This window comes from Vibrio mexicanus (genome assembly GCF_001012815.1).
GTDB classification, from domain to species: domain Bacteria; phylum Pseudomonadota; class Gammaproteobacteria; order Enterobacterales; family Vibrionaceae; genus Vibrio; species Vibrio mexicanus.
Genome location: NZ_JYJP01000030.1, coordinates 1 through 21,473 on the forward strand (window position 1 = coordinate 1; position 21,473 = coordinate 21,473).

At 44.5% G+C, this 21,473-nt stretch carries 23 protein-coding genes and 1 CRISPR repeat array; of the genes, 21 read left to right on the forward strand and 2 right to left on the reverse strand.

Annotation, left to right across the window (positions count from 1 at the left end):
• Positions 1–78: 78 nt before the first annotated feature.
• From UA76_RS06195 to UA76_RS06285, 20 genes are all read left to right on the forward strand, one after another.
• Positions 79–1,119 (forward strand): hypothetical protein, encoded by a 1,041-nt coding sequence (locus tag UA76_RS06195; protein WP_047044062.1) that lies wholly within the window; start codon positions 79–81, stop codon positions 1,117–1,119.
• Positions 1,120–1,181: 62 nt separating this feature from the next.
• Positions 1,182–2,108 carry a hypothetical protein gene (locus tag UA76_RS06200; protein WP_047044064.1) on the forward strand — a complete coding sequence of 309 codons (927 nt, stop codon included), beginning with the start codon at positions 1,182–1,184 and terminating at the stop codon, positions 2,106–2,108.
• 23 nt (positions 2,109–2,131) lie between these two features.
• Positions 2,132–2,593, forward strand: a complete 462-nt coding sequence (locus tag UA76_RS06205) for a hypothetical protein (protein ID WP_047044066.1) — start codon at positions 2,132–2,134, stop codon at positions 2,591–2,593.
• 139 nt (positions 2,594–2,732) lie between these two features.
• The gene (locus UA76_RS06210; protein ID WP_047044068.1) at positions 2,733–3,806 is read left to right on the forward strand and encodes a hypothetical protein; all 1,074 of its coding nucleotides are present in this window, start codon (positions 2,733–2,735) and stop codon (positions 3,804–3,806) included.
• 102 nt (positions 3,807–3,908) lie between these two features.
• Positions 3,909–4,166 carry a hypothetical protein gene (locus UA76_RS06215; protein ID WP_047044070.1) on the forward strand — a complete coding sequence of 86 codons (258 nt, stop codon included), beginning with the start codon at positions 3,909–3,911 and terminating at the stop codon, positions 4,164–4,166.
• Between the two features lie 204 nt (positions 4,167–4,370).
• Positions 4,371–5,141 (forward strand): hypothetical protein, encoded by a 771-nt coding sequence (locus UA76_RS06220; protein ID WP_047044071.1) that lies wholly within the window; start codon positions 4,371–4,373, stop codon positions 5,139–5,141.
• A 76-nt stretch (positions 5,142–5,217) separates the two neighbouring features.
• A complete protein-coding gene (locus UA76_RS06225; RefSeq protein WP_047044072.1) occupies positions 5,218–5,679 on the forward strand; it encodes a hypothetical protein in 462 nt (153 codons plus the stop codon).
• Positions 5,652–5,918 (forward strand): hypothetical protein, encoded by a 267-nt coding sequence (locus UA76_RS06230; RefSeq protein WP_047044074.1) that lies wholly within the window; start codon positions 5,652–5,654, stop codon positions 5,916–5,918. The genes UA76_RS06225 and UA76_RS06230 overlap by 28 nt, the downstream gene beginning before the upstream one ends.
• Positions 5,919–6,028: 110 nt before the next feature.
• The gene (locus tag UA76_RS23630; RefSeq protein WP_157617586.1) at positions 6,029–6,205 is read left to right on the forward strand and encodes a hypothetical protein; all 177 of its coding nucleotides are present in this window, start codon (positions 6,029–6,031) and stop codon (positions 6,203–6,205) included.
• Between the two features lie 55 nt (positions 6,206–6,260).
• Positions 6,261–7,063: a CRISPR direct-repeat array (repeat unit 35 nt; unit sequence GTCTTAATCCCGTCATAACCGGGCAGTGCTTAAAC).
• A 522-nt stretch (positions 7,064–7,585) separates the two neighbouring features.
• Positions 7,586–8,503, forward strand: a complete 918-nt coding sequence (locus tag UA76_RS06235) for a hypothetical protein (RefSeq protein WP_047044076.1) — start codon at positions 7,586–7,588, stop codon at positions 8,501–8,503.
• The gene (locus UA76_RS06240) at positions 8,406–9,374 is read left to right on the forward strand and encodes a hypothetical protein (protein ID WP_157617587.1); all 969 of its coding nucleotides are present in this window, start codon (positions 8,406–8,408) and stop codon (positions 9,372–9,374) included. Before UA76_RS06235 ends, UA76_RS06240 begins: the two co-directional genes overlap by 98 nt.
• Positions 9,374–10,000 carry an RAMP superfamily CRISPR-associated protein gene (locus UA76_RS06245; RefSeq protein ID WP_047044080.1) on the forward strand — a complete coding sequence of 209 codons (627 nt, stop codon included), beginning with the start codon at positions 9,374–9,376 and terminating at the stop codon, positions 9,998–10,000. The genes UA76_RS06240 and UA76_RS06245 overlap by 1 nt, the downstream gene beginning before the upstream one ends.
• A gap of 1 nt (position 10,001) precedes the next feature.
• On the forward strand, positions 10,002–11,573 hold the full coding sequence (locus UA76_RS06250; protein ID WP_047044081.1) for a hypothetical protein: 1,572 nt from the start codon (positions 10,002–10,004) through the stop codon (positions 11,571–11,573).
• Positions 11,570–12,538 (forward strand): RAMP superfamily CRISPR-associated protein, encoded by a 969-nt coding sequence (locus UA76_RS06255; protein WP_047044082.1) that lies wholly within the window; start codon positions 11,570–11,572, stop codon positions 12,536–12,538. Before UA76_RS06250 ends, UA76_RS06255 begins: the two co-directional genes overlap by 4 nt.
• Positions 12,508–12,957 carry an RAMP superfamily CRISPR-associated protein gene (locus UA76_RS06260; protein ID WP_162198938.1) on the forward strand — a complete coding sequence of 150 codons (450 nt, stop codon included), beginning with the start codon at positions 12,508–12,510 and terminating at the stop codon, positions 12,955–12,957. The genes UA76_RS06255 and UA76_RS06260 overlap by 31 nt, the downstream gene beginning before the upstream one ends.
• A complete protein-coding gene (locus UA76_RS06265; protein WP_047044085.1) occupies positions 12,957–13,433 on the forward strand; it encodes a hypothetical protein in 477 nt (158 codons plus the stop codon). The genes UA76_RS06260 and UA76_RS06265 overlap by 1 nt, the downstream gene beginning before the upstream one ends.
• A gap of 2 nt (positions 13,434–13,435) precedes the next feature.
• Entirely contained in the window at positions 13,436–15,571 is a 2,136-nt protein-coding gene (locus tag UA76_RS06270) for a TIGR03986 family type III CRISPR-associated RAMP protein (RefSeq protein WP_047044087.1), read from the forward strand.
• Complete coding sequence (locus UA76_RS23840; RefSeq protein WP_047044089.1) at positions 15,571–16,134, forward strand: hypothetical protein; 564 nt, start codon at positions 15,571–15,573, stop codon at positions 16,132–16,134. Before UA76_RS06270 ends, UA76_RS23840 begins: the two co-directional genes overlap by 1 nt.
• A complete protein-coding gene (cas6, locus tag UA76_RS25585) occupies positions 16,029–16,436 on the forward strand; it encodes a CRISPR system precrRNA processing endoribonuclease RAMP protein Cas6 (protein WP_075202544.1) in 408 nt (135 codons plus the stop codon). The genes UA76_RS23840 and cas6 overlap by 106 nt, the downstream gene beginning before the upstream one ends.
• A complete protein-coding gene (locus UA76_RS06285) occupies positions 16,433–17,575 on the forward strand; it encodes a Card1-like endonuclease domain-containing protein (protein ID WP_075202545.1) in 1,143 nt (380 codons plus the stop codon). The genes cas6 and UA76_RS06285 overlap by 4 nt, the downstream gene beginning before the upstream one ends.
• Positions 17,576–17,616: 41 nt before the next feature.
• Here the strand turns inward: UA76_RS06285 and UA76_RS06290 are convergent, their stop codons facing one another.
• Positions 17,617–18,552, reverse strand: coding sequence for a hypothetical protein (locus UA76_RS06290; protein WP_047044095.1), 936 nt, complete (start codon positions 18,550–18,552; stop codon positions 17,617–17,619).
• 13 nt (positions 18,553–18,565) lie between these two features.
• On the reverse strand, positions 18,566–19,876 hold the full coding sequence (gene csm6, locus UA76_RS22345; RefSeq protein WP_052771966.1) for a CRISPR-associated ring nuclease Csm6: 1,311 nt from the start codon (positions 19,874–19,876) through the stop codon (positions 18,566–18,568).
• Positions 19,877–20,153: 277 nt separating this feature from the next.
• On the opposite strand from csm6, the gene csx16 reads away from it, so the two are divergent.
• Positions 20,154–21,410 carry a CRISPR-associated protein Csx16 gene (gene csx16, locus UA76_RS06300; protein WP_047044096.1) on the forward strand — a complete coding sequence of 419 codons (1,257 nt, stop codon included), beginning with the start codon at positions 20,154–20,156 and terminating at the stop codon, positions 21,408–21,410.
• Positions 21,411–21,473: the final 63 nt, after the last annotated feature.

The window sequence follows — 21,473 nt, forward strand, 5'->3', positions numbered from 1 at the left end:
TAAACAAATTTGTCCAAATACTCATACGAGTAGTCTCTTATTAAAGTATAGAGAGCGTAGTAGCAAAAGGATGCTTACATGTGCCACTCTATACAAAAACCTTCAGCGCCATTGTCCGTTGCCGCATTGGTGTGTTTGACCACACTATCTCACCACGCGTCTTCAGCACAGCTTCATGCCAAGAGCTTAGGTGAAGCGGTTTCTGCAATTCAAGGTAGCAACAGTGGTTGGCAATACAACCCAGCAAGCTCGGCTTATTCAACGAGCGACTCCTTTGTTGTATTCAATGGCGAATATAGCCAGATGACCTCTGAAAACAACCAACTTGAACACAATTGGTCAAGCTTTGGTGTCACTGCAGGTTGGCAAGGTACACGGGATCATTATGTCGTTATGGGAATGGATATAACACTCGATCCTATCTATCAAAACTTACACGTTTCAGAGCCTTCAACAAACAGCGATACTGTTGGAGGGCGGGTAATCGACTATACTTTTGGATTCGGATACCGATTTGCAGACCCTGGGCTTCAACTTGGTGTATCTTTAATCGGAAGTGATTTTGCCGACTCACCAGTCTCAACCGAAGGTCCATTGAGCTATTCCGCAGGCTTAATCAAAGAATGGCGCACTCAAGCCTCAGTGAGTTCAACAAACGCTTTAGTGCTCAGTGGAACGATAGGAGGAAACTATCGAAGTAAATCAGAGTTTGATGCAACCCATTACGCTTCAAAACAAACCGTAGTCACTGTACCAAGTTCTGCCCACCTAGGCACAACACTCAGTCTTGCTAACCTAAATGACAATCTAAATCACAAACTAACCCTGTCAGCCGATATCGAACATCGTGACTTCTTAGTTGGATTCAACCGCGAGAAATCGCTCTATATCACTAAACTAGGCGCAGACTGGCGGCTGTTTCCGTCACAATCGCAACTTCAATACTCTCTGCGAGGTGGTATCCAAACACCTCATCTTTCTGGCGCATCGACACTCATCTCGTACGGCATCGCTCTCAATTGGAAGCATCATTTATTAGAAGCAAGCTCATGGCAAGAATTCGATGATCAAGGGCAAAAACGCAGCCTCGCAGGAGTGGGGTACTCATTTATTTTTTAACTGTAGTCGTTAATAAACTAGAAGCCATTCGTCATTAGCCATAGGCCATGAGGAAACCGAACATGTTGCCACAAGTAACACAACCATACCGTTTAACTCTACTGGTCATCATTGCCGCCATCTGTGGATGCACAAATCATAAACTTGAGCAGGAGCAATGCTACCAACAAGCGCGAATGAACGCTCAACAGCCCGAACGCGTTACTATCGGTATTGGCGTGAATAGCGATCTCACTCAAGCTCGTCACCAGTCTTTAGAAGACCTCGTCTTCCAACTCACGACCGACGTCACCAGTGAATCCAAAATCACCTATATTAGTGGCCTTGAAGATCAGCAAGATCTCACGTTGCAGTCAACCGCATATATCAAACAAAGCGTAGGGGAAGTCACCTACCAAACAATAGAGTGCCAACATCATCTATATGCGGTTGTTGCCACCAGAGATGACCGCCCAATTCATTATCGAAATTCGCTTTTTACCCAAGGCTCAGCTTGGACAAACCGAATAAACTTGGCTCAAAATCACAACAATACCCGCCTAACGGCTTATATTCCAACCACAAAGCACTTACAACCGCTAATCGGCCGCGATCTTTTTTACCTACTATCACGCCCTAGTAGGGCCACGCTTAATGGAGAAGTAGAGCTATTCATTCACTATGAATCGCCTATAACACTTCATCTGACTGCCTCAACAGAAGCCAACTACATCAGCGTGATCAGTTACAACAGTGCAGGAGAACTCAAACACTATCGAATAAACCAGCCTAACAATGCACAGCCTTATATCTTGCAAGACGTTTTCCAACCCTACGAGCCTGTTGAATCACTACAGTTTTTATTTGTTGAGCACGAAAATCCATTACAACTTTCCCATAACGACGATCTAACACCTCAGCAAAAGCAACATCAATTCCTCAATTTGTACCACCAGATAAAGCAACACCACTGGCGGGTAAGCACCGCGCTGTACTCGCCAAGTCGTTAAACCCAGACAGAAAAGGACACACCATGAAAAAACAACATGCACTACTCATCGCTGCAACCAGCCTTCTGTTGTGGGGATGCAGCAACACAGAAACCGCCGAACAGTATGAATGCCAATTCTACGATGACAGCGAAGCACCACAATGGTATTGCAACGAAACGATAGCTGGCTATAACGGAATACACTTTGTAAAAATCGCATTAGAAGAGAAAGAGGACTTACCTAGGGCCGCGCAAGAGCGACTATTACTCGAACACGCTCGCCTAAGATTTAACCAGCAGGCAAACAGTGAAGCCTTTGAGAAACGGGAGCTTGATGAACTAATTATTGAGCATCCTTACGGCACAGAAACATCAAGCTCGGCTCATTTTCAATCGACCGTGACATCTGAGTCTACGCTCTCTCAAGTGAAAATATATCGAGTCGCGTTTGACAGCGAGGGCACCATGTATGGCTTAGCGGGCATGCCTAAAAAAGCTTTATGAAAGCAATGAACGACAGCCAAACAACACACTAGGATCTATTGAACTGTCGCGGCTAGATTTCACTTAAGAGGTCAACAGGCCCTAATCAATTCGGCGGTTTAACGCATGGCTAAACCGCCAACAAACAGAGGGGTGAGAAATGAGTAGGGAAAACGTCGCAATCATCTACTTCAGTTGTTTACTTATTATAGGTTGTAACGGTAGAGCGTCCATCGAAAACAGCGCGTATAACCATTACTTTGATGGGCTAAAAGCGTATCAAAGCAGGGATTACCTTGCAGCCAAGCAGCACTTTCAACTTGCGAAAATATACATACCAAATGATGAAACCTTCATCGCTGACGAGATCCTTCAATACAGCAACTTTGAATGTACCATCAAGTGTGAATACCAAGTCACATCAAAAGGGAGAGCGGTTCAATATCAACCCAATCACTATTTAAACCTCATCAACCGTGATATCACAAATGATGCTGAGCCCCTTGATGGCCAGTTCACCCAGCCCGCGCGTATAAAGGCAATATTACAGATTCAAACCCATACAAAAGACAACCGCCTTCGTGCGGGAGAAGCAGCAAAGCTGATACTGCAAGTTCAGAACATTGGCCGAGGGAGCGCACGAGATTTGAACGTTTACTTTACCTCTTCCAGCGCTCATATATCCATCCAGCCCAACGCCAATGTTGGCTTATTAAAGCCAGGGGAAACAGCGACACTTACGTTCCCAATTTCCCAGCACATTAAAGGGCCAAAACATCGATTCGATGTTGACGCAAGGTTTGCCGACAGCTACACCAAGCTAGCCGGAGAAGTGCACTACACATACAGTAGCCAGGCCCTAAGCTACAAAAAACCTCGTCTTACACTAAAAGACCCTATGACAAGCAGACCCATCATTGCTCACTACAATAATCACAAACAGCTCTCCCTATGTAATAAAAGCAAGCACCCAGCTTTTGGCCTCAAGATTTCTATGACAGCCGATGGGCTCGCAGAACCCGCCACCATAAAAAATGGCGACATTCCCTTACTCCATCCAAACCAGTGCCGAATCTTTGATGCCTATTTTCGGCCTAATACTCAACTAAAACGTGGGGCAAAGATTGGTAGCCAAGTGATTGTAACCGACGTCAATGGTGAGCCGACACGGCTTAACCCTCAGTTAAAAGTAGAGCAAAGCCTCTTTGCCGATACCATCATCACCTCGCGTTAAACAGAGCAGATTGCAGACAAATTTGTATTAAACCTCATAAGAGTATCACGACGCTAGACTGGATACGACCGATACACATAGCCATTAAATCAAGGAGCCCACATGAAGTGGATCATCTGTCTCGTTTTCATGTTCATTGCAAGCACGAACATCGCCCAGGCGAATCCTTCTAATCACTGGAAAAATGATGACTTTCGTACCATTTCAGTAGAAAGCAACAGCGGTGTGGACGCAAAAGTCTACATCCAACGCTTTACCGAAAACAGTTACGGATTGCATTTTACTTCAGCTTCCCCCACTGTCCGTTTATGCCCTATGCTCCATTTCCCAGTGGGCAGATTTTATTTAATGAAACCCTAGTCAACATTGTTGGTGTCTGTCTTGACCAAGAGAATATACTATATTCGGTAAAACAAGATTCTGTGCAAGACGCGATTATCACTATACTGTATGCCGACACCTTATACGTCAGCGACCCCAATAATAACAACCAAGTACTCTTCACCTTTGAAAGTACCAATGCCAAACGCCTGTTTGTGTTATTACAATAACAAGGAGTGTTCAATGAGTTTCGCCGCTAAGATATTACTACCCGTATTACTGTTTACCCCAATAGCCCAAGCATCATACAACGACTTTTCAAATAAGCCGTTTGATAAAACAGGTAAAAGAATGGCAATGTCATCGAATATAGTGACCAAAGCCATTGAACGGGACCGCATCATTCCACTTCAATATAATCAAAACTTCAAGGCCAACCTAGACTATCTTTATTCCGAGATTGCCGATATGGGGCAGTACGAACTCGATCAAATTACCTCGCCAGCTCTGGTTAGTTCGCTACAAGAGGTCGTAGGTGAATTTGCTTGCGCGTATTATCGATTCAAGAACAACCAGCCAGAAGCAAAAAGATGCAACTCAAGTGCGACTACCGTCAATCGAAAAGAGCGAGTGCCATTTGTTGATGGCCAATACCTCACCAAACGAATCGAATCTCGAGAAATAAGCAAAGGCTTACCAAAAACTGAATTTTACACTTATCTACCCAGCAGCCAAGAAATTCCCTTAAACACAGTATGGGGCTCCGTTCATAAAGCCGGTATGTTTTTTGGCACCAATAAACTAGGATCTAACGACACCATACTCTCGGCGCGGAGTATATTTTATCGCTTGGATCGAGATGGTTATCGTAGCGGCCAACTGAACTCTCGATCGCTGGCGACTTTTATCATTCTTCCTCCAGTGCGGGAAATCGCAAACCAGAGCAGTGAGCGCCAGGCCCGTGACTTTGCCATCAAACATGCACGCGTTATCGTGCCTTTTCCGAAACCCTAACCAATAGACAAATTTGTATAAAACTGCCAACGCAGCGCTTCTAGTTATCCTGTAAGTGTCAATTAAACATACGGAGATGACACATGAAGCGCTTTTTTACAGTTTCAAGCTTGGCACTACTGACCACACTGACCGGATGTGGCTCTTTAGGAAACCTAGACTCTCTCAAAATGCACAAGGTGCAAGCACCAAAGCCCGCTCGGGGCCCTACTCTCAACAAACCATACAGCCTTATCAACTTACCTTTAACGTCTCGAACGAAATCCCGCAAGACCAAGTGCTAAACGCAGCTCTAAGCGCCATGACCGAACTGGATACCGACCTATCGTTTCGCCAATATGCACTGAAACAAGTGGTGTCAGTTCCTGGGGCGAACAACTATACCTATGGCATTAAAGGGTTGGTTTATTACCCAGTCAACAGCGTAAGAACACAGCACCCAACTCAGAGTTATCAGATCCTGAACCCAGCCAATAGTACGTATGTTTTTGAATACCAAGATGGCGAGCAATGGAGCATGAACCCATCGCTCGATTAGAAGATATTCGCGTTTGGCAATATGAAGTGACCTTAGAAGACGTAGGGCAAAAAGACGATTACACTCGCTACTCTATTCAAGTTGCGCCCACCGCACATTACATTGGTAGAAAGCACGATGTAATCACCGCACAGTTAATTTCACAAGACCAAGCTTATACCGATCTCATCACCCGAATAAACGCCGCACTTACAGTAAGCTTTACCAAAACCTATTACCACGAAGCGAAACCAAGCTGAAAAATGATGACATTACCGCTTTTGCCAATATCCAGCGCCGCTACAAAGATAATTATCAGCGGAGCCTATCAAGTAACGACAAGGCCGAATCGGAAAAATCAGGCACCATAATGCTAGGTGATACGAGCATCGATTTTAAGCTCTACCCTTATAAAACCGCGTCGATTGCCCAGTATAAAATTGGCATCCCTTTTCAATATGAGCCATCGAAAGGCGAGCCACCGCAATTTAACACCGCTCAATTCAACCCCGCTTTAAACCGCTTCATTTCAGTGCTTAACGACTAACCTCTAAAGTAACCAACCCATCAATACAAAAATAGCAGGCCATAAAGCCTGCTATTTTTACATCCCGTCATAACCGGGCAGTGCTTAAACGAGACTAGATGAGTATCTATCTCATGCAGACCTTGTCTTAATCCCGTCATAACCGGGCAGTGCTTAAACAGTTCATAGACGACGAGAAGAAAACCGCTGAGAAGTCTTAATCCCGTCATAACCGGGCAGTGCTTAAACGAGCGTCTAGAAGATACTTATGTATCTGTTATGAGTCTTAATCCCGTCATAACCGGGCAGTGCTTAAACCTTCCTAAAGAGATAGCAGAAAAAGGAAGCTTGTCTTAATCCCGTCATAACCGGGCAGTGCTTAAACATATCATCATCGAGCCATCTGGTGAAGTTGCTCGGTCTTAATCCCGTCATAACCGGGCAGTGCTTAAACATCGCTTGGGCAAAAATGTTAATGCCAAAAATGTCGTCTTAATCCCGTCATAACCGGGCAGTGCTTAAACTATGAAAAACTTTACATGTACACAACCAGAGATGTCTTAATCCCGTCATAACCGGGCAGTGCTTAAACACTGGATGAACTTTATGGATGACGAAAAGAAAACCGTCTTAATCCCGTCATAACCGGGCAGTGCTTAAACACTACTATCACTGGTTTTCATGCGGTTTTAAACTCTGGTCTTAATCCCGTCATAACCGGGCAGTGCTTAAACTGGGCACTTTCACTTATGCCAAAGATGTCTGATGATAGTCTTAATCCCGTCATAACCGGGCAGTGCTTAAACAGGATGGCACTGGTGGGCAGACTCTACTATGGTTATTGGTCTTAATCCCGTCATAACCGGGCAGTGCTTAAACTGTACCTCTCACAGCCCCTGTCTCGCAAGGGGTGTGAGCGTGCTGTGCGTCAAAAAAATACAACAAACATAAATATGCACCACTGGTAACTTTATAGTCAGATTTGTGATTATTTTCCATCTCGAAACCACCCTAATCAGTTGATTTAAAAGGCGTGCTTGGATTTGACCCCAAAGTGAATAAATAAAGCAGTGAATCTCACTAATTCTTAGCGACATATTCCTACAATATTTGGGGAAACCTAAATACTCAACTGCTCGTCAATCCTCTTTTCACTGACAATAATATGCTATTTGCATTTGAGAATACAAAACTATCAATTACAAAAATACATCGAGCACCTCTAAAAAATACACTCATGCGAAGACCTATATCAATAAAATATTGATTAAAACTACATTCTTATCAACTCCTTGCTTAGGGTAATTTTTGCGAAACAAATTTGCCTTGTTCTCAAGCGCAAGAAAAACAAGGTAAGTTAAATTTCTTATATAGAAAGAAAACAACCTAAAAGGGGCTAGGATGACAAAGGAACGTTACCACTGCTATTTGTTTGAAGCTAAGTCGATCCAACAATACCTATTTCGTAGCGGCAAGCTAAAAGAGATCATATCAAGCAGTGAAAGGCTTGATAGCCTAATCGACGATAAAGATAACAGCCCACTTTATAAGGTGCTATTGCAGCTTGGGTTCGACAGCAACCTTCTTGATCCTAAGCGTCAACCCCAGTGTGAAACAGATGAGTTTGTCTATTTCACCCGTTGTAAAGGGGGAGCGCTATTTTGTTACAGCCATAGCGATAGTGTGATTCACCAACTGCGTTCATTGTGGACTCTCACTGTTTCGCAAATGTTTCCCGGGTTAGAGTTTGTCGACGCCCTCTCCGCTGACAACAATTTAACCGCTGCGGTAGACAAAGCTAGGGTTTCATTAACCGCCGACCGAAACCAACCCGCAACAAAGCTACCTTACGCAACTCCAATTATGGCATTGTGTTCAAGAACAGGAGCTGTTGCCCACCCAGTCACAACCCAAGCCCGTTATGAGCAGTCTCAAAATACCAGCAATGACTATCTCAATTGGGACAGTATTTTGCACTTAGAGCATCATGCCCGTACCAAGAAGCTCAAAAACAATAACTTGTTAACCAAATACTCGCCTAACGGTATGAACGATCTTCAGTACCCTACAAACCTTGACTGCGAATTTCCATTTCCCGACAGAAACAACCAAGACATTGCACTAATCCATATCGATGGCAATGGAATGGGCTTACTCGTGCAAGCCTTACAGAGTGGGCTAAAAACATTTATGCACAGCAGTTCACTTACCGCCGAGGAACGTGACACCATTTACTGTCAGGTATTGCGCCAATTTTTCTTCAGCGTTATGTCGCGCCACAGAAAATGCAGCGAAATTTGCCACAGCCAACCTTATTGAACGTGCAGAGAATCTCAATGGTTATTTACCTATTCGCCCCCTCGTATTAGGCGGTGACGACGTCACCTGTTTGGTTCGTTCGGATCTTGCTATCGATTATGCACTAGATTTCTGCCAACGCTTCCAAGCAGAAACTAAAGAGCAACTCGAAGCGATCAAGGAAACGTTCCACAACATAGCGCATTTCGACGTTTCACAATTACCCAAATTACTCACCGCCAGTGGCGGGATTGTGTTCCAAAAGTCGGGGCAACCTTTTATCACCGCAAACGAGTTTGCAGAAAAGCTGTGTAAATATGCCAAAGCACTAACCAAGCAAGAAGCCAAACAACAGTCAGTTGGGCCAGCAGCACTTGCGTATCACAAGCTCTCTTCTGTCATGGCAGCCGATGTCGATTCTACACTCGACCAAGTCCTACTTAGCAAGTTGAATGGTGTCGATATTTATACAGGCACCTATCGATTCTTAGTGGAACCTTCAGCTAGTCAACCATACAGTTTTGCTGCAATTAAAGATTTAATTCTTTCGCTTCAAGCGCCTGAACGCGATTTCCCGATCACGACTAGCAAGTGGCGCAAACTTTTGGGCCATATGAGCCAAACTGAAACCGACAATCTATCGCGCACCCTTGCATTGTATGAAAAGCATGCCAGTAAAGACTATTTAAACGAGGTTAAACAAAAGTTTGCTCACTTTGGAGGAACCGATGATGGTGCATGGTGGTACTGGCCACACCCAGACAAAGACAACACCCTGCAAACCGTAATCAGTGACCTTATTATTTTGGAGCGCTACTGGTTAACTGCCCGTCACCGAACTTCTCAACCGACTTCTGATCCTGCCAATAACAGTAACAAGGAGATCTCTTAATGCAACTAGTATTCGACATGCAAAGTTACTGGCTCGCAGGCACAGGAAGTGATGCCGGAGCATATGCGGATAACCTCGCAAACAAAGATCATCATGGGCTGCCTTTTTTACCGGCGAAAACCCAAAAGGGACAAATTAGAGAAGCGTTCAAGCTTGCCGAAGACAATGGCTGGTTTACTGATTTTACCCAACAGTTTGATAGCAAACTCACTCAAATTCTATTTGGCGTAGAAAGCCGCGATGGGCGTAATGGCCAAGGAGTACTGCAATTTTGTAATGCTGAGTTGTCTGATAACGAAAAAGGTTTTTTCTTACAAGGCGACAGCACTGAGAAAAAGCAGCGCATCAATTGCCTTTTCACGTTGTTGCACAGTACTGCTATTGATGAACTCGGCAAAGCAAAACCATATTCGTTACGCAGTTATGAAGTGGCTGTGCCAATGACACTACACGGGAAACTCGACGCCAGCACACAACATCTAGAGCCTGCAGTTCGCCAAGCGGTTACACAACACCTGCCAACTTGGCTAGAGCAAGTATTACCTTTGGTGACACACATTGGCGCAAAGAAACAACGCGGCTTGGGTGAAGTCAACATTCGTCTTGTGCAAACGCAAGGAGAGTAACATGAGACACTACTTTACGTTAACCGCACTGGATGCATTGGTTCTTAGCCAAAACAACGCAACCACCGGAGGGCACCAGACTTTAGATTATGTACCGGGAAGTGCCATCTTAGGCGCGTTGGCCAGTAAAGCCTACCCACAAGATGAAGCCCTAGCATGGTCACTTTTTCATAGTGGTGAGGTTGTTTTCTCTAATTGTTACCCGCTCCAACAGGGTGAAATTGGCTTACCTACACCACTCAGTTGGCACGTAGAAAAAGACGAGACTGACGCCGACTCCATGCACACTTGGGTAGATCAATCCGGCGTACACTTTAAACGAAAAGAGGATGTGCAATACGAACAACTAAGAGGGAAATATGTTTATGCCAATGGTAGTCGAAAACGCCCAAAGATTTCAGTCACCACGAAAACTGCCATAGACAGCGATAAGGGCAAAGTGCTTGATGGTCAATTATTTCACTATCAACACATTTCAGCCGGACAACACTTTCTTGGCTTTGTCGATTGCCCTGATCACCTCGACAGTGAAATCATTCAACGCTTGAACGGTCAACTACGCATCGGCCGCTCTAAAGGCAGTGAGTTTGGTCGAACAGAACTAAAACCGATTCAACTGCCAAACGATTGGCTACAGCACGGCGATATCACGACCAAAGATCAACTGACATTATGGTGCATCAGTGATCTAGAATTACTTGATGTCAATGGCTGCCCTACTTTGTCACCAACCCCTAGCACCATTGACGCATCACTTGCCAACTCAACACTGGCAGCAGAACGTACCTTCGTTCGCTACTACTCGGTCAACCGTTTTAATGGCCACCGACAATGTTACGATACCGAGTCAAGATTAATCAGCAAAGGAAGCGTTATCACCATTAATCTCAGCGACGATGTGGACCGCAACGCATTGGTTGAGAGCTTAGCCTGTGGCGTAGGTATAAACCGTCATTTAGGCTTTGGTCAGGTCATCATAAATCCACAATGGGCAAGCCAGTCAAACTTGGCTGCGCCGATATTTTCTGCGCCAAGTGTCGAGGTATCCCAAGCCGTTTATCAACACCATAGTGCTACACCTCTCACTCAATGGGTACAAGCTCGTCTATCCGTATCAACAGCCCATAATAAGCAACATCAAAGTGCTGTCGCTTTAGTAGAGAACATTATTAAAGCCTACAAACGTACACGAAAATTCAATCATATTGGTTCCGCTTATCAAGTTGGACCATCTCGCTCGCAATGGCGACGAATCAATGATCTTCTTCGAGGTGCGAGTTCTGGCGACTGGTTTGCCAAAACATTCTGCGACGACAACTGTATTGCGAAAGCGAAAAACGACCCACTTGGTTGGGGTACACAATGGATAGACGATGGTAAACCCACTACATTTGCAGACTATTGCCAAAACCAAATGTCTGGTTGTTCAGAAGCCACATTGTTGAAAGCGATTGAAATGTTAACTAGGGTCAACCCTGCCGAGCAAAAAGGGCTGCTTCGCATTGAAACCTCAATCAGTCACGAAGCCTCCTCACCGATAAGTCAATCCAGTAACCCAGAGGTGCAGTCATGAGTTTTATCTTTGTAAATCATATCACCATCGAAACTCAAAGCCCTATGGCAATCGGCACAGGTGAAAGGGAAGTGGGGTTTGACAATCAACTGGTTCGAGATATCAATAACCTCCCCTATATCCCCTCCTCCACCATCAGCGGCGTTTGGCACCATTTAACCCTTGATGCCGTGGGTCAGGCTCTTACACATAAATGGTTTGGTCAACTCGAGCATAAATCAAAACTCGCCATTAGTCATGGCTACCTACTCGACAGCCAGCAACAAATTGTTAAGGGGCTCGTGACTCAAGAGCGTATACAAGATGATGTTTTGTTAGCGTTCTTACAACAACAAAAGCCGATGCATAGGGAACGCGTTCGGCTGAATGATCGCGGTGTAGCCGCAGACAAAGGTAAGTTCGATCAAATTTTGCTGCCTACAGGGGTTCGTTTTAGAGTCACGCTACAATGGCAAGGTGATAGCGAGCAAGATCTCAAAGAGTTTCAATCACTTATTTCCCTTTGGTCGAACCGTCAATTCGCCTTCGGATCAAGCACAACTAATGGTTTAGGGCAGGTAAAGATCATTGGGCAGTGTTCACAACAAATTAAACTCACAAATAACCCACTGGCTGGTAAACAATTGCAAGCCAGTCTCAATGAATATATAGCGCAGAATATATCGCATTCAACCAATGACACCTTGTTTGCACAGTTGTCACTTAAAGCAAGTGGCACTTGGCGCTCAGGCCAAGGAACTCAGCATTTAAGTGATGAAGGTGCATCCATCGACGCTGATATCATCACCCATTCAGAACCTCAAATTGTTTGGAACAATCAAGGGGCTTCAATACAACAAAAAATACCTGTTCTTCAGGCTTCCACTTATAAAGCATTATCGCCCACCGATTCGCCTATCATTTGCGTCGCCTACAAGGTCATTGGGCAGAGGCATTGGCTCATTCAGGTGAAGAAGAATGGGTGACGCGGCCAGAAGAAGTCGACCAACTGTTTGGCTTTGCGAATGAAACTTCTAGTGAAGGCAAAGCTGGCATGTTGATTTTTCATGATGCCCCACTCACTAACTATGAAAAAGTCGTGCGCTATCACAATGCCATAGATCGCTTTACTGGCGGTGTCATTCAAGGCGCTCTATTTACTGAAGAGCTCCTAGAGTACCCAGAATTTGAAATAAAAATTACGGCTAAAGTTGGCGCTACGATCTCTTCTATACAACAACAGGCGCTCAAAGCCACCTTTGACGACATTGAACTTGGACTTTTACCGATTGGAGGAGGCAGTGGCCGAGGCCATAGCCTAACGCAGCGCCATGGGACATGGCATATTGATTGGGAACAGCTCACTGTAACCGACCACATACCAACGGCAGAAGGAGCGAACTAATGAAAACCATCGAACACTTCAAACAGCTTAAAGCCTCACTTGGTCTCTCAGTGATCCCTGATTTGGCATTATCTAACCTCAAGGTAATTTCCTCACCTAAGCTGCTAAACCTTGAAGAAGTAAAACAGCAGTTTGATCTTTTCGACCCAGACAGCGGCTGGGTACTCTATCGAGACTCACTGCGTACTGAAATGGTTGACTTTTCAAGACACGATATTATTGAAGGTGAATGGAGTAAGCCAGGCCACTCACTGCGTATTCGTTTGGTATCTCCAAACCAATATCACCTAACACAGTGTGCAGAACAACCAGGTGAAGCCCACGCTTATCAAGATATCAAGATATGCCTTCAACCTATCTCTGGGCGCAAGGTCGCGACATACAGAGTATGGTGGCACAGTGATTCAAAAGGCCCAAGGCAAAGCCGCTGGGAACCCTTTTACCAACAGTTCATTGGCTTTGACTTGGGAGAATAATCATGACAAAAGTAAACGTACCATACTCTTTTGTACCACTATCTCGCTGGGTGTACATGCCAAATTGGGCTCCGCTAGTCAGCCATGATCATCCATTTGAAGATGGATTAAGTGGAAAGATAGTGTTCAAAATCAATAATACAACACCGCTTTGTGTTGGTCATGAAAAAGACGAAACAGGGTTGCTAAAATTTGTTCGAAATTCCAAAGATCAACTTATCATTCCACAATCGACCTTAAAAGGCCTATTTCGAAGCGTAACTGAGATTGCGACTTTCGGTAAGTTCAACCAAGTTAACGATCGCCAGTTCTCTTATCGTGATATTTCCAACAGCAATAATTATTATCTAAGTAACATCATAAAAAATAATGACGTTATCTCTGGGTGGATTAAATACAGTGCCGAAGAAGAGAGGTGGGAATTCACCAAGTGCGATTATGCCAAAATTAGTCACAAAGACATTAAAGAAGCCACGTCTGTTCAGCTAAAAAACGATCAGCCAGCGATTGAAAAATACTCGCTATTGCCGCTCACAACAGAACTTTCAGCAACCATATCTGCACCAAAAGGAAAGCAGAAAAATCGTTGGGCCGAAAATATAGGCTCCGGAGGTGCTCTAGGCCACACCGTATATACCAATGCTCGTATACTAAGCGGTGGAAACAAGCCTGAGTTTTATGAGTTCAGTTACTTCTTCTACAACCGAGCCACAAGCCCACAGTTCACCGACATCGACAAACATGTTCAAAACCTGTTCTCCAATCACAATGAAGAACAAGTCAGCTATCTTAAAGACCACCCTCACCCAGAATATGGGATCCCGGTGTTCGCATTGGTAAAACGTGGCCAGCTTCATTCATTTGGTTTAGCTAAAATGCCAAGGGTAAGCTACGAGAATTCGATTAAAGATATGATTCGCAATACCAACCCTGCGCATTTGTCTGAAGCGTACTTCGATCTCGCTGAGCTGATGTTTGGTACCATTAAAGATCATGGTTTAGGGCTTCGCAGCCGAATCTATTTTGGTGATGCGGTAATCAGCAGTGAGTTTTCTAATAGCGCAATTTATGAAGCTCCAGCAACCGTCCTTGGTGAACCAAAAGCAACGTTTCTTGGTGCCTATATCGAACAAAATCAGGCTCAGCAATACCACTCCTATAATCACGACGATGCAAAATTATCCGGTTGGAAGCGTTACCCAGCAAGGCACTCTTACACCAATCACTTACCGGCTAACGATAATGAAAAGGTGCAATCTCGGTTTGAACTACTTGAAGAGGGGCATGAATTTCAAGGACAGCTCATCTTCCACAACTTAAAAAGAGTCGAACTTGCTGCGTTGGTGTGGTGCATGACTTTAGGCAACTCACCATATCAATGCCATACCGTTGGTCACGCTAAACCTCTAGGTGCAGGAACCATAAACCTAACTATTGATGATCAAGAATCGCAACTTAGAGCAAATAGTGGTGATTCAAACATATCGCTCAAAGTTAGCGAGCTTGTCGAAGAGTTTGAGCAACATATGAACACTGTATTTCCTCAACCTGGTAAGTGGTTAGAGTCCCCGCAAATTCGTCACTTGCTTGCATTAACGGATGAAGACATTGAGAACTACAATGACTTCCGCTATATGGAGCTTGAACAATTTAAGCGTGCTAAAACTGCAGTCGACTCCATGCCACCACTCGATCACAATGGCCAAGAACTTGCGCGTATTGATATCGTATCAGAATCACTAGGCTCACCGATATTTGGTAAAGGCCGCCTCAGTGCACTCCTTACTGACTCAGCATTTGATAAAGGCCAACTTCAGCTCGCTGAAGAGTATGCACAGAAACAACTTAAAGCTGCGGAAAAAGCCAAGGTAGCCGAAGAGAAATCGGCTTTAGAAAGTGCTGAAATGTCTGAATTCGATAAGTGTCGTAAACGGTTGGAACTCTTATCAGTCAATCAAGAGGACATGACTAGAACAGACAAAAATAATCGCACCGCGGAGCTGCGCGACTGCTTGAAAGTTGTAAAAACACTCAAACTCGAAAGCGCACAGGCTCAGCAACTTCTTGATGGCTTCAACACTCTCCAGTTTGGTGAACAAGTGGTAAAGAAGGCAACCAAATACTTGGAAAAAATTTAATGGAAGAGATCCTCAGCCACTTTCAGGTCTTGAGGTTGAACCTGCGATTTAGGCTAAACAAAGCGGGTCTATTGCCCGCTTACAAAGGTTCAATGCTCCATGGGCTAATGGGGCAAGGTTTAGCCCATATCGATAGCCGACTTTATAGTGCGTTGTATACTCAGCACGACCATCAACAACCCAAAGCCTACAGTATTGTGTGCTCTGACGCCAAAGATCATACACCTGAAGGATATATATTGAACTTTGAACTTCGGTTGTTTGGTGATGCGATTCAATGCAGTCATACACTAATTGAATCCCTGCAATACGCGGCACAACACTATGGTATTGGCCCCCAAAGAATTAAAGCTAAACTTATCTGCCTATCGAGTATCACCAATGGTAAAGAAGTGAGTGGAATTCAACCTATCGCACTGAGTCGCATGCTCACAAATACACAACTCCAACCACACGAGTGCGCTTTAGCGTTAAAAAGCCCACTGCGCTTAAAACATCATGCAAGGTTATTCGCACTGCCCCGCCTCTTGATCTGCTGGTCTGCAGCATCGCTCGCCGTTTAAATGCATTATGCCAATATTGGCATCATGAGAGTGCTGAAATTGCCGCCTTGATTCAAAAAAGCATTCCACACTGTCGCAACATTGAAACCATAGATCACACCTATTGGCAGGAGTGGCAACGTTACTCAAAACACACTGGCAACCTATGCCAGTTTGGCGGGTTACAAGGAATGGTGAGCTTTCAAGGTGAAGTGGCGCCCGCACTACCTTGGCTTCACATAGGTCAATTCCTACAAATCGGAAGCAAAACAACGTTTGGCTTAGGCCATTACACCTTAATTTCCCCGGAGTCTGTATCATGAGTAACACCTGCACTCACGTCGCGATCTGGAACGACAACCCGATTCCTATTGTCACCCCTCTGCTTCAACCCGACACCCAATGTGACCAACTCGTTCTATTTCATCTCCGTAATACATCGGTTTCCCAGATTCAACGCTTTTTAAGCAGCAGAAGGATCACCCTAGTCGCAGTTGAATGCCTTGATGAACACCACCTTCCGTTGGAATGTTTAAACAGCTTGGAAATTTCTTCCATCAACTTAACGCAAGGAAGCATGCAACAAAAAGATGCCTTACTTAACTGGGCAAGAGAGCGGCACATCCCCTGTTTTTGGCTCAATCACAATACCGATACCATCGCTTATCTTGCCCCTCACAACTCTACGCCAGTTCCCGTTGCTGATCGCCTGAAAATTGAAGAGTTTCTGCAGCTAAAAGGAATTCAAGTCACCGAACTAGAGAGACAACCCTCTCAGTTCAAATCATGGACAGACATAGCAACCCGCTGGGTAAATGCACTCTCTCACTACGAAAAGGGGTTTGGTGTACTCAACTTCTTGGCAAAGTCAGCTACTGCAGATACCCATAAATCTAAGCCACTCACTCTAGCACAGCAAAATAACACAGCGTTGAGAAGGTTATTAAATGACTTGGAAGAGAATGGGCTTGTCACTCAAGATGGCAATCGTGTTCAATTTGCGAACGCCGATGCCAAACGATTTTGCAACGGTATTTGGCTTGAGTACTTTGCGCTCAGTCAATTGAAAAAACTCGCCAAAGAACGGAGTGACATTCAAGACATAGCGATGAGTGTCAAAGTCGAACGAGGAGAACGAGATAACGTTCTTCGCAACGAAATTGATCTCATTGCCCTGATTAACAACCGTTTGTACATCATTGAATGTAAAACAGGAACACTTGAATCCAAAGAAAGCCAATTAGCCTTGTATCGATTGGACGCTATTGCAGACGTATTTGGGCCACTTACCCAAGGAGCGCTTCTTAGCTTTGATGGTATTTCACCGCTGATTAAACGACGTGCCAATGAACTGAATATTCAAATTTTAGACCGCCGAAAAATGGTGCAGCTAAAAAGCAGTATCAACAGACTCGCAGATAAGTACGCCACACCCGACGAGGTAAATGAAGAGGTACTTTAATGTGTTCGGAGGTACACTTTACCATACGTACCTCCATTAACTCACTGAAGCTGGCGGTGGATGGTTAAGTTGTATTGGTTCACTTTTTTACTCACCTGATCCATGTATTGAAAACGTGCTTTCTTATGCAATGTCGCCATTGAACCAGCTATGGACATGTCTGACTTACCACCTGTTATATCTAACACAATGTCTTTAGACGAAATATTGTTTTTCTCCAAACGTTCAATAATTTCACAGTAGCCCAAATAGAGCTGCTCAATATTCGCACCTTGAGTTGAAACCGTCTCACAGACAACATTTACATTGCTCAACTCTTTATAACCGCCGAGCCAGCGCTTCACATCTTGAATATGCTTCACACTCCCTTTTTGGTCACCTTCTTGATCACGCTCATCTGTACAAACAACGCAGACATATACAAGCTCTCCAGCACTATGTTCGCTGATAGCCTTTAGTATGGGTTGCCAGTTCCATTGCACATGGGAAGCGAGTATGTTGTCAGACTTAAGCCGTGAGATTTGCTCCGTAACCTCTTTCAAATCCCCTGAAATTGAATTCTGCTTCAAGTTAATTAGCTTTAACGTTTCCTCTTGGTTTTGTGTCTCTTCTGCGTTTTTCTGATCTTCAAAAACAACCTTAAAGCCCTGACTCGACGCCTGATAGACCCAATTATTCGTCGAGAGATTAACTATTAGCGCTTTGCAACTGTTTTTGATTCCTGCGTTCAACGTGCCTACTGGCTTAAACCATCCTTGACCCAAACGGTATAAGCCAAAAGTGCATGCACCATAGGCGACCAACAAAACGCTACCAAGCACCCAAGGTCTCAACGGCAAACCTGACAAAACATTCCAATATGCGAACAGTTCGCCACTTGATATTAAGTCGGCTAACCAACTCGCGGCCAACAGAGCTCCTAAGCTAAGTAACCACGCAATGATGGTATAAACTCCTGAACCAGAGGTCCTACTCATTGGTTAACTCCTTCTACCTAAAACTGATTTTATTGTTCTCAAGCCACAGCCCTAGTGGCGTACCTTGCTGCCCAGTACCATCATATACGCGCCTTACGGGCCACTCGCCCTTTACAAACACCTGTGCTGGGCAAATAAAGTCCACCAAATCGGTAGGAAAATACTCCAACAAATGATTCTTCAAACCATTCTTTTTATCTGTAAGGAACTCGAAGGTCATGCCGGCATTAAGGTCAAGGTACGTTCGAGCAATTTCTGTGTCACCGGACCCTCTTTGCAATATGTCGGCATCGGTAAGCAGCGTTGCCCTAGAACGAAAACTACGCATAAAATCGCTCTTTTTACCTTCAAGTAAGGCAATTGAGTGATCTTGAACGGGCAAGCCTGCAATCTTCTCCAGTTGCTGCAAAAACAAATCGGCAAGCCATAGATTGGCAGGATCTCGTTTTTTGATCAGCATTGGCTGACTGTGATGGCTACACTGATTTGCCGCAACCATTGCGTAAAAGGCAAATTCTAACGGCTTATGGGTAAAGTCTACCGTTTTCCCTAACACATAGAGTCGCTTTTGAATCAAATGAAAGTCTAATGCGATGTTTTGTGGTGACTGCATCGCATTTTGATAGGTTGTGAGATCACGATAAGACTGATTTTCTAAACAAGCGAGGCTGCCTTTGGTGTGAATGTTCTTGTGCCTGATGAATGGAATTTCCGCCAGCATCACTTGCGCATTATGTGCGTCAATATAACTGTTACCGTCGCGCGCTGGGATTGCATGAGTATTTGGTGTTGGGTAGTAGAAATTGCGGTTACCCTCATACACCTCGTCAACCAACACATGGGACAACTTGTCCTCATCGCGAGCGAACAAAGCCAATGCATAGCCTAAGAAAAACGTCATGGTTTTTCGACCACCAGCCAAAGAAGCATGCAAACGTATTTCAGGTTTATCTTGCGCACAAAGCTTAGCTACATGCCGGACAATAAAACTTGCCAGCGCTTCATGGTCTTCTCGCGAACGTGCATCGCTTACTGGGTGGCCAAGTTCATCAGGAATAACGTGGATGAGGTCTTGAGTCAACAAAGGAACAGGACGATGATAATCGCTACACAGCCTTTCTAACATCGAAAGGCCACTGTCATCTTTGGTCAATAACCCCAGCACAATCTGCTCTTGACCTAAACTGGTCGTGATAACTTGAATTTCATCTGGCCAGTACCAATTCTCTCCATCTTGCTGGCCTTGATGAATACCGTATAACGTTTCCGTGATTACTTGCGGCGTTAAACCCGCAATACTAAGCAATATATTTTTCTTGTTCATCGGCGTTGTCTCCTGCTAGCAAAAATACTAGCAATGGCACACTCCTTTCACCCACCAAAACAAATTTGTGCTCTACCAAAAAACCAAGCGAATCGCCTAGTATGGCGCACAATATATAGCTCTCAGAATACGAACTTTATCAAAATGAATACAGGCACTTAGTAGAAGCTGTGCAATGGTTCGCAAAAATAGTTCAAAATCTATACTAGTGTACTTTATAAGCAACTTCTTGAGTTTAATTAGCAGGTAACATTACCAAACCGTTAAGGAAATAAAGGTGATCTATTTAATTACTCCCTACGATGGTGTTGAAGATTGGGTAAGGATGCAATCCATTGACTTTGACCAACGTTTAACGCATTTTTCTGCGATTGATATCGCGCCAGGGGACAGAGTCATTGGTCAACTCGACATACAGCAAGTCAAAGTAATCAATCGAAAGCGAGCGACCTATCAACACATCACCGTCGATCTCCCCAAAGATGTCACTGATACGGGGGTTACTCCAGAACTGCTCGACTCAATGAATGCCAAGGTCAATAAAACCTATATCTCACTAGCTGGCGAAGGCCGAGTGGCGATAGCGAAGAAACGTATTCAAAGTGGGTGGTTGACTTTAGTACGTAAACTTAGTGACCTAGAACGTAAACCGATCGCAATCTGGTTTTACACCACAATGTCTTTGCTGTGTTTTGCTTGGTTTGGCGACATGCTAGCAGGTAGCCACCTGTTTCAGTGGTTACCTAGTATATTTAACACCGAGGATATTGGAGTTGAGGTAGATGTTGTTTCCACCCTAGTGAGTTTCGCATTTTATGCCTTCTTTTCTGCGCAACTCATTCGTGTAGGTAAAAAACTGGTACCACCGATCCGTAAAATTCGTGTAACCGACAATAAAAAGCCCAAAAAAGTTCTGCTTCACACATTATCGCACTACTTTGTAAAACCCATGCAAAATCAACAAGGCGAATGGGAACTCACTTTGACGAGCCGTGATAAAACAGTAACTGAAACAATCACTTTTACTGGCGATCTTTTCAAGGACATCGAACAACTAGAACAACTAGAACAGCGCAAAGAAGTGTCTTTAGAGTGGAATGGTACTCAGCTTATGCGAGCGTTAAGAGCGCACATTGAACGCATAGAGTTACTGGTTCTACTTGCCACCCGTACGACTAGAAACCGGGCAGGCTCTCATCAACATGCCGCAACAATAAAACAATGGTTATCCATTTACCTTGACCCGCAACGCTGCGCCATACAGCTTGAAAAAAATTTACTCGATCCGATCAACGTCGATGATGCCTATCAAACGCTCAACCAAATCATCACGCGAATCGTTAAGCAAACACACTATTCTGATGCCAATCTATGTATTGATATTACTGGTGCAACCGCGACCATTAGCTGCGCCAGTGCCATGGCAACTTTGCACACAAAAGCACAATTTCAGTACGTGACGACTGACGGGGCAGGAAATGTCTATCAACAAGATTTGCTGTACGTCACCGCGCCCGCTAAAGTCACCCCCTAGCCTTAAGTGTGCTAAGAAGGAAGCTCTATGACCTAACCTTATTCGCCCTTCCCAGCAGCATGG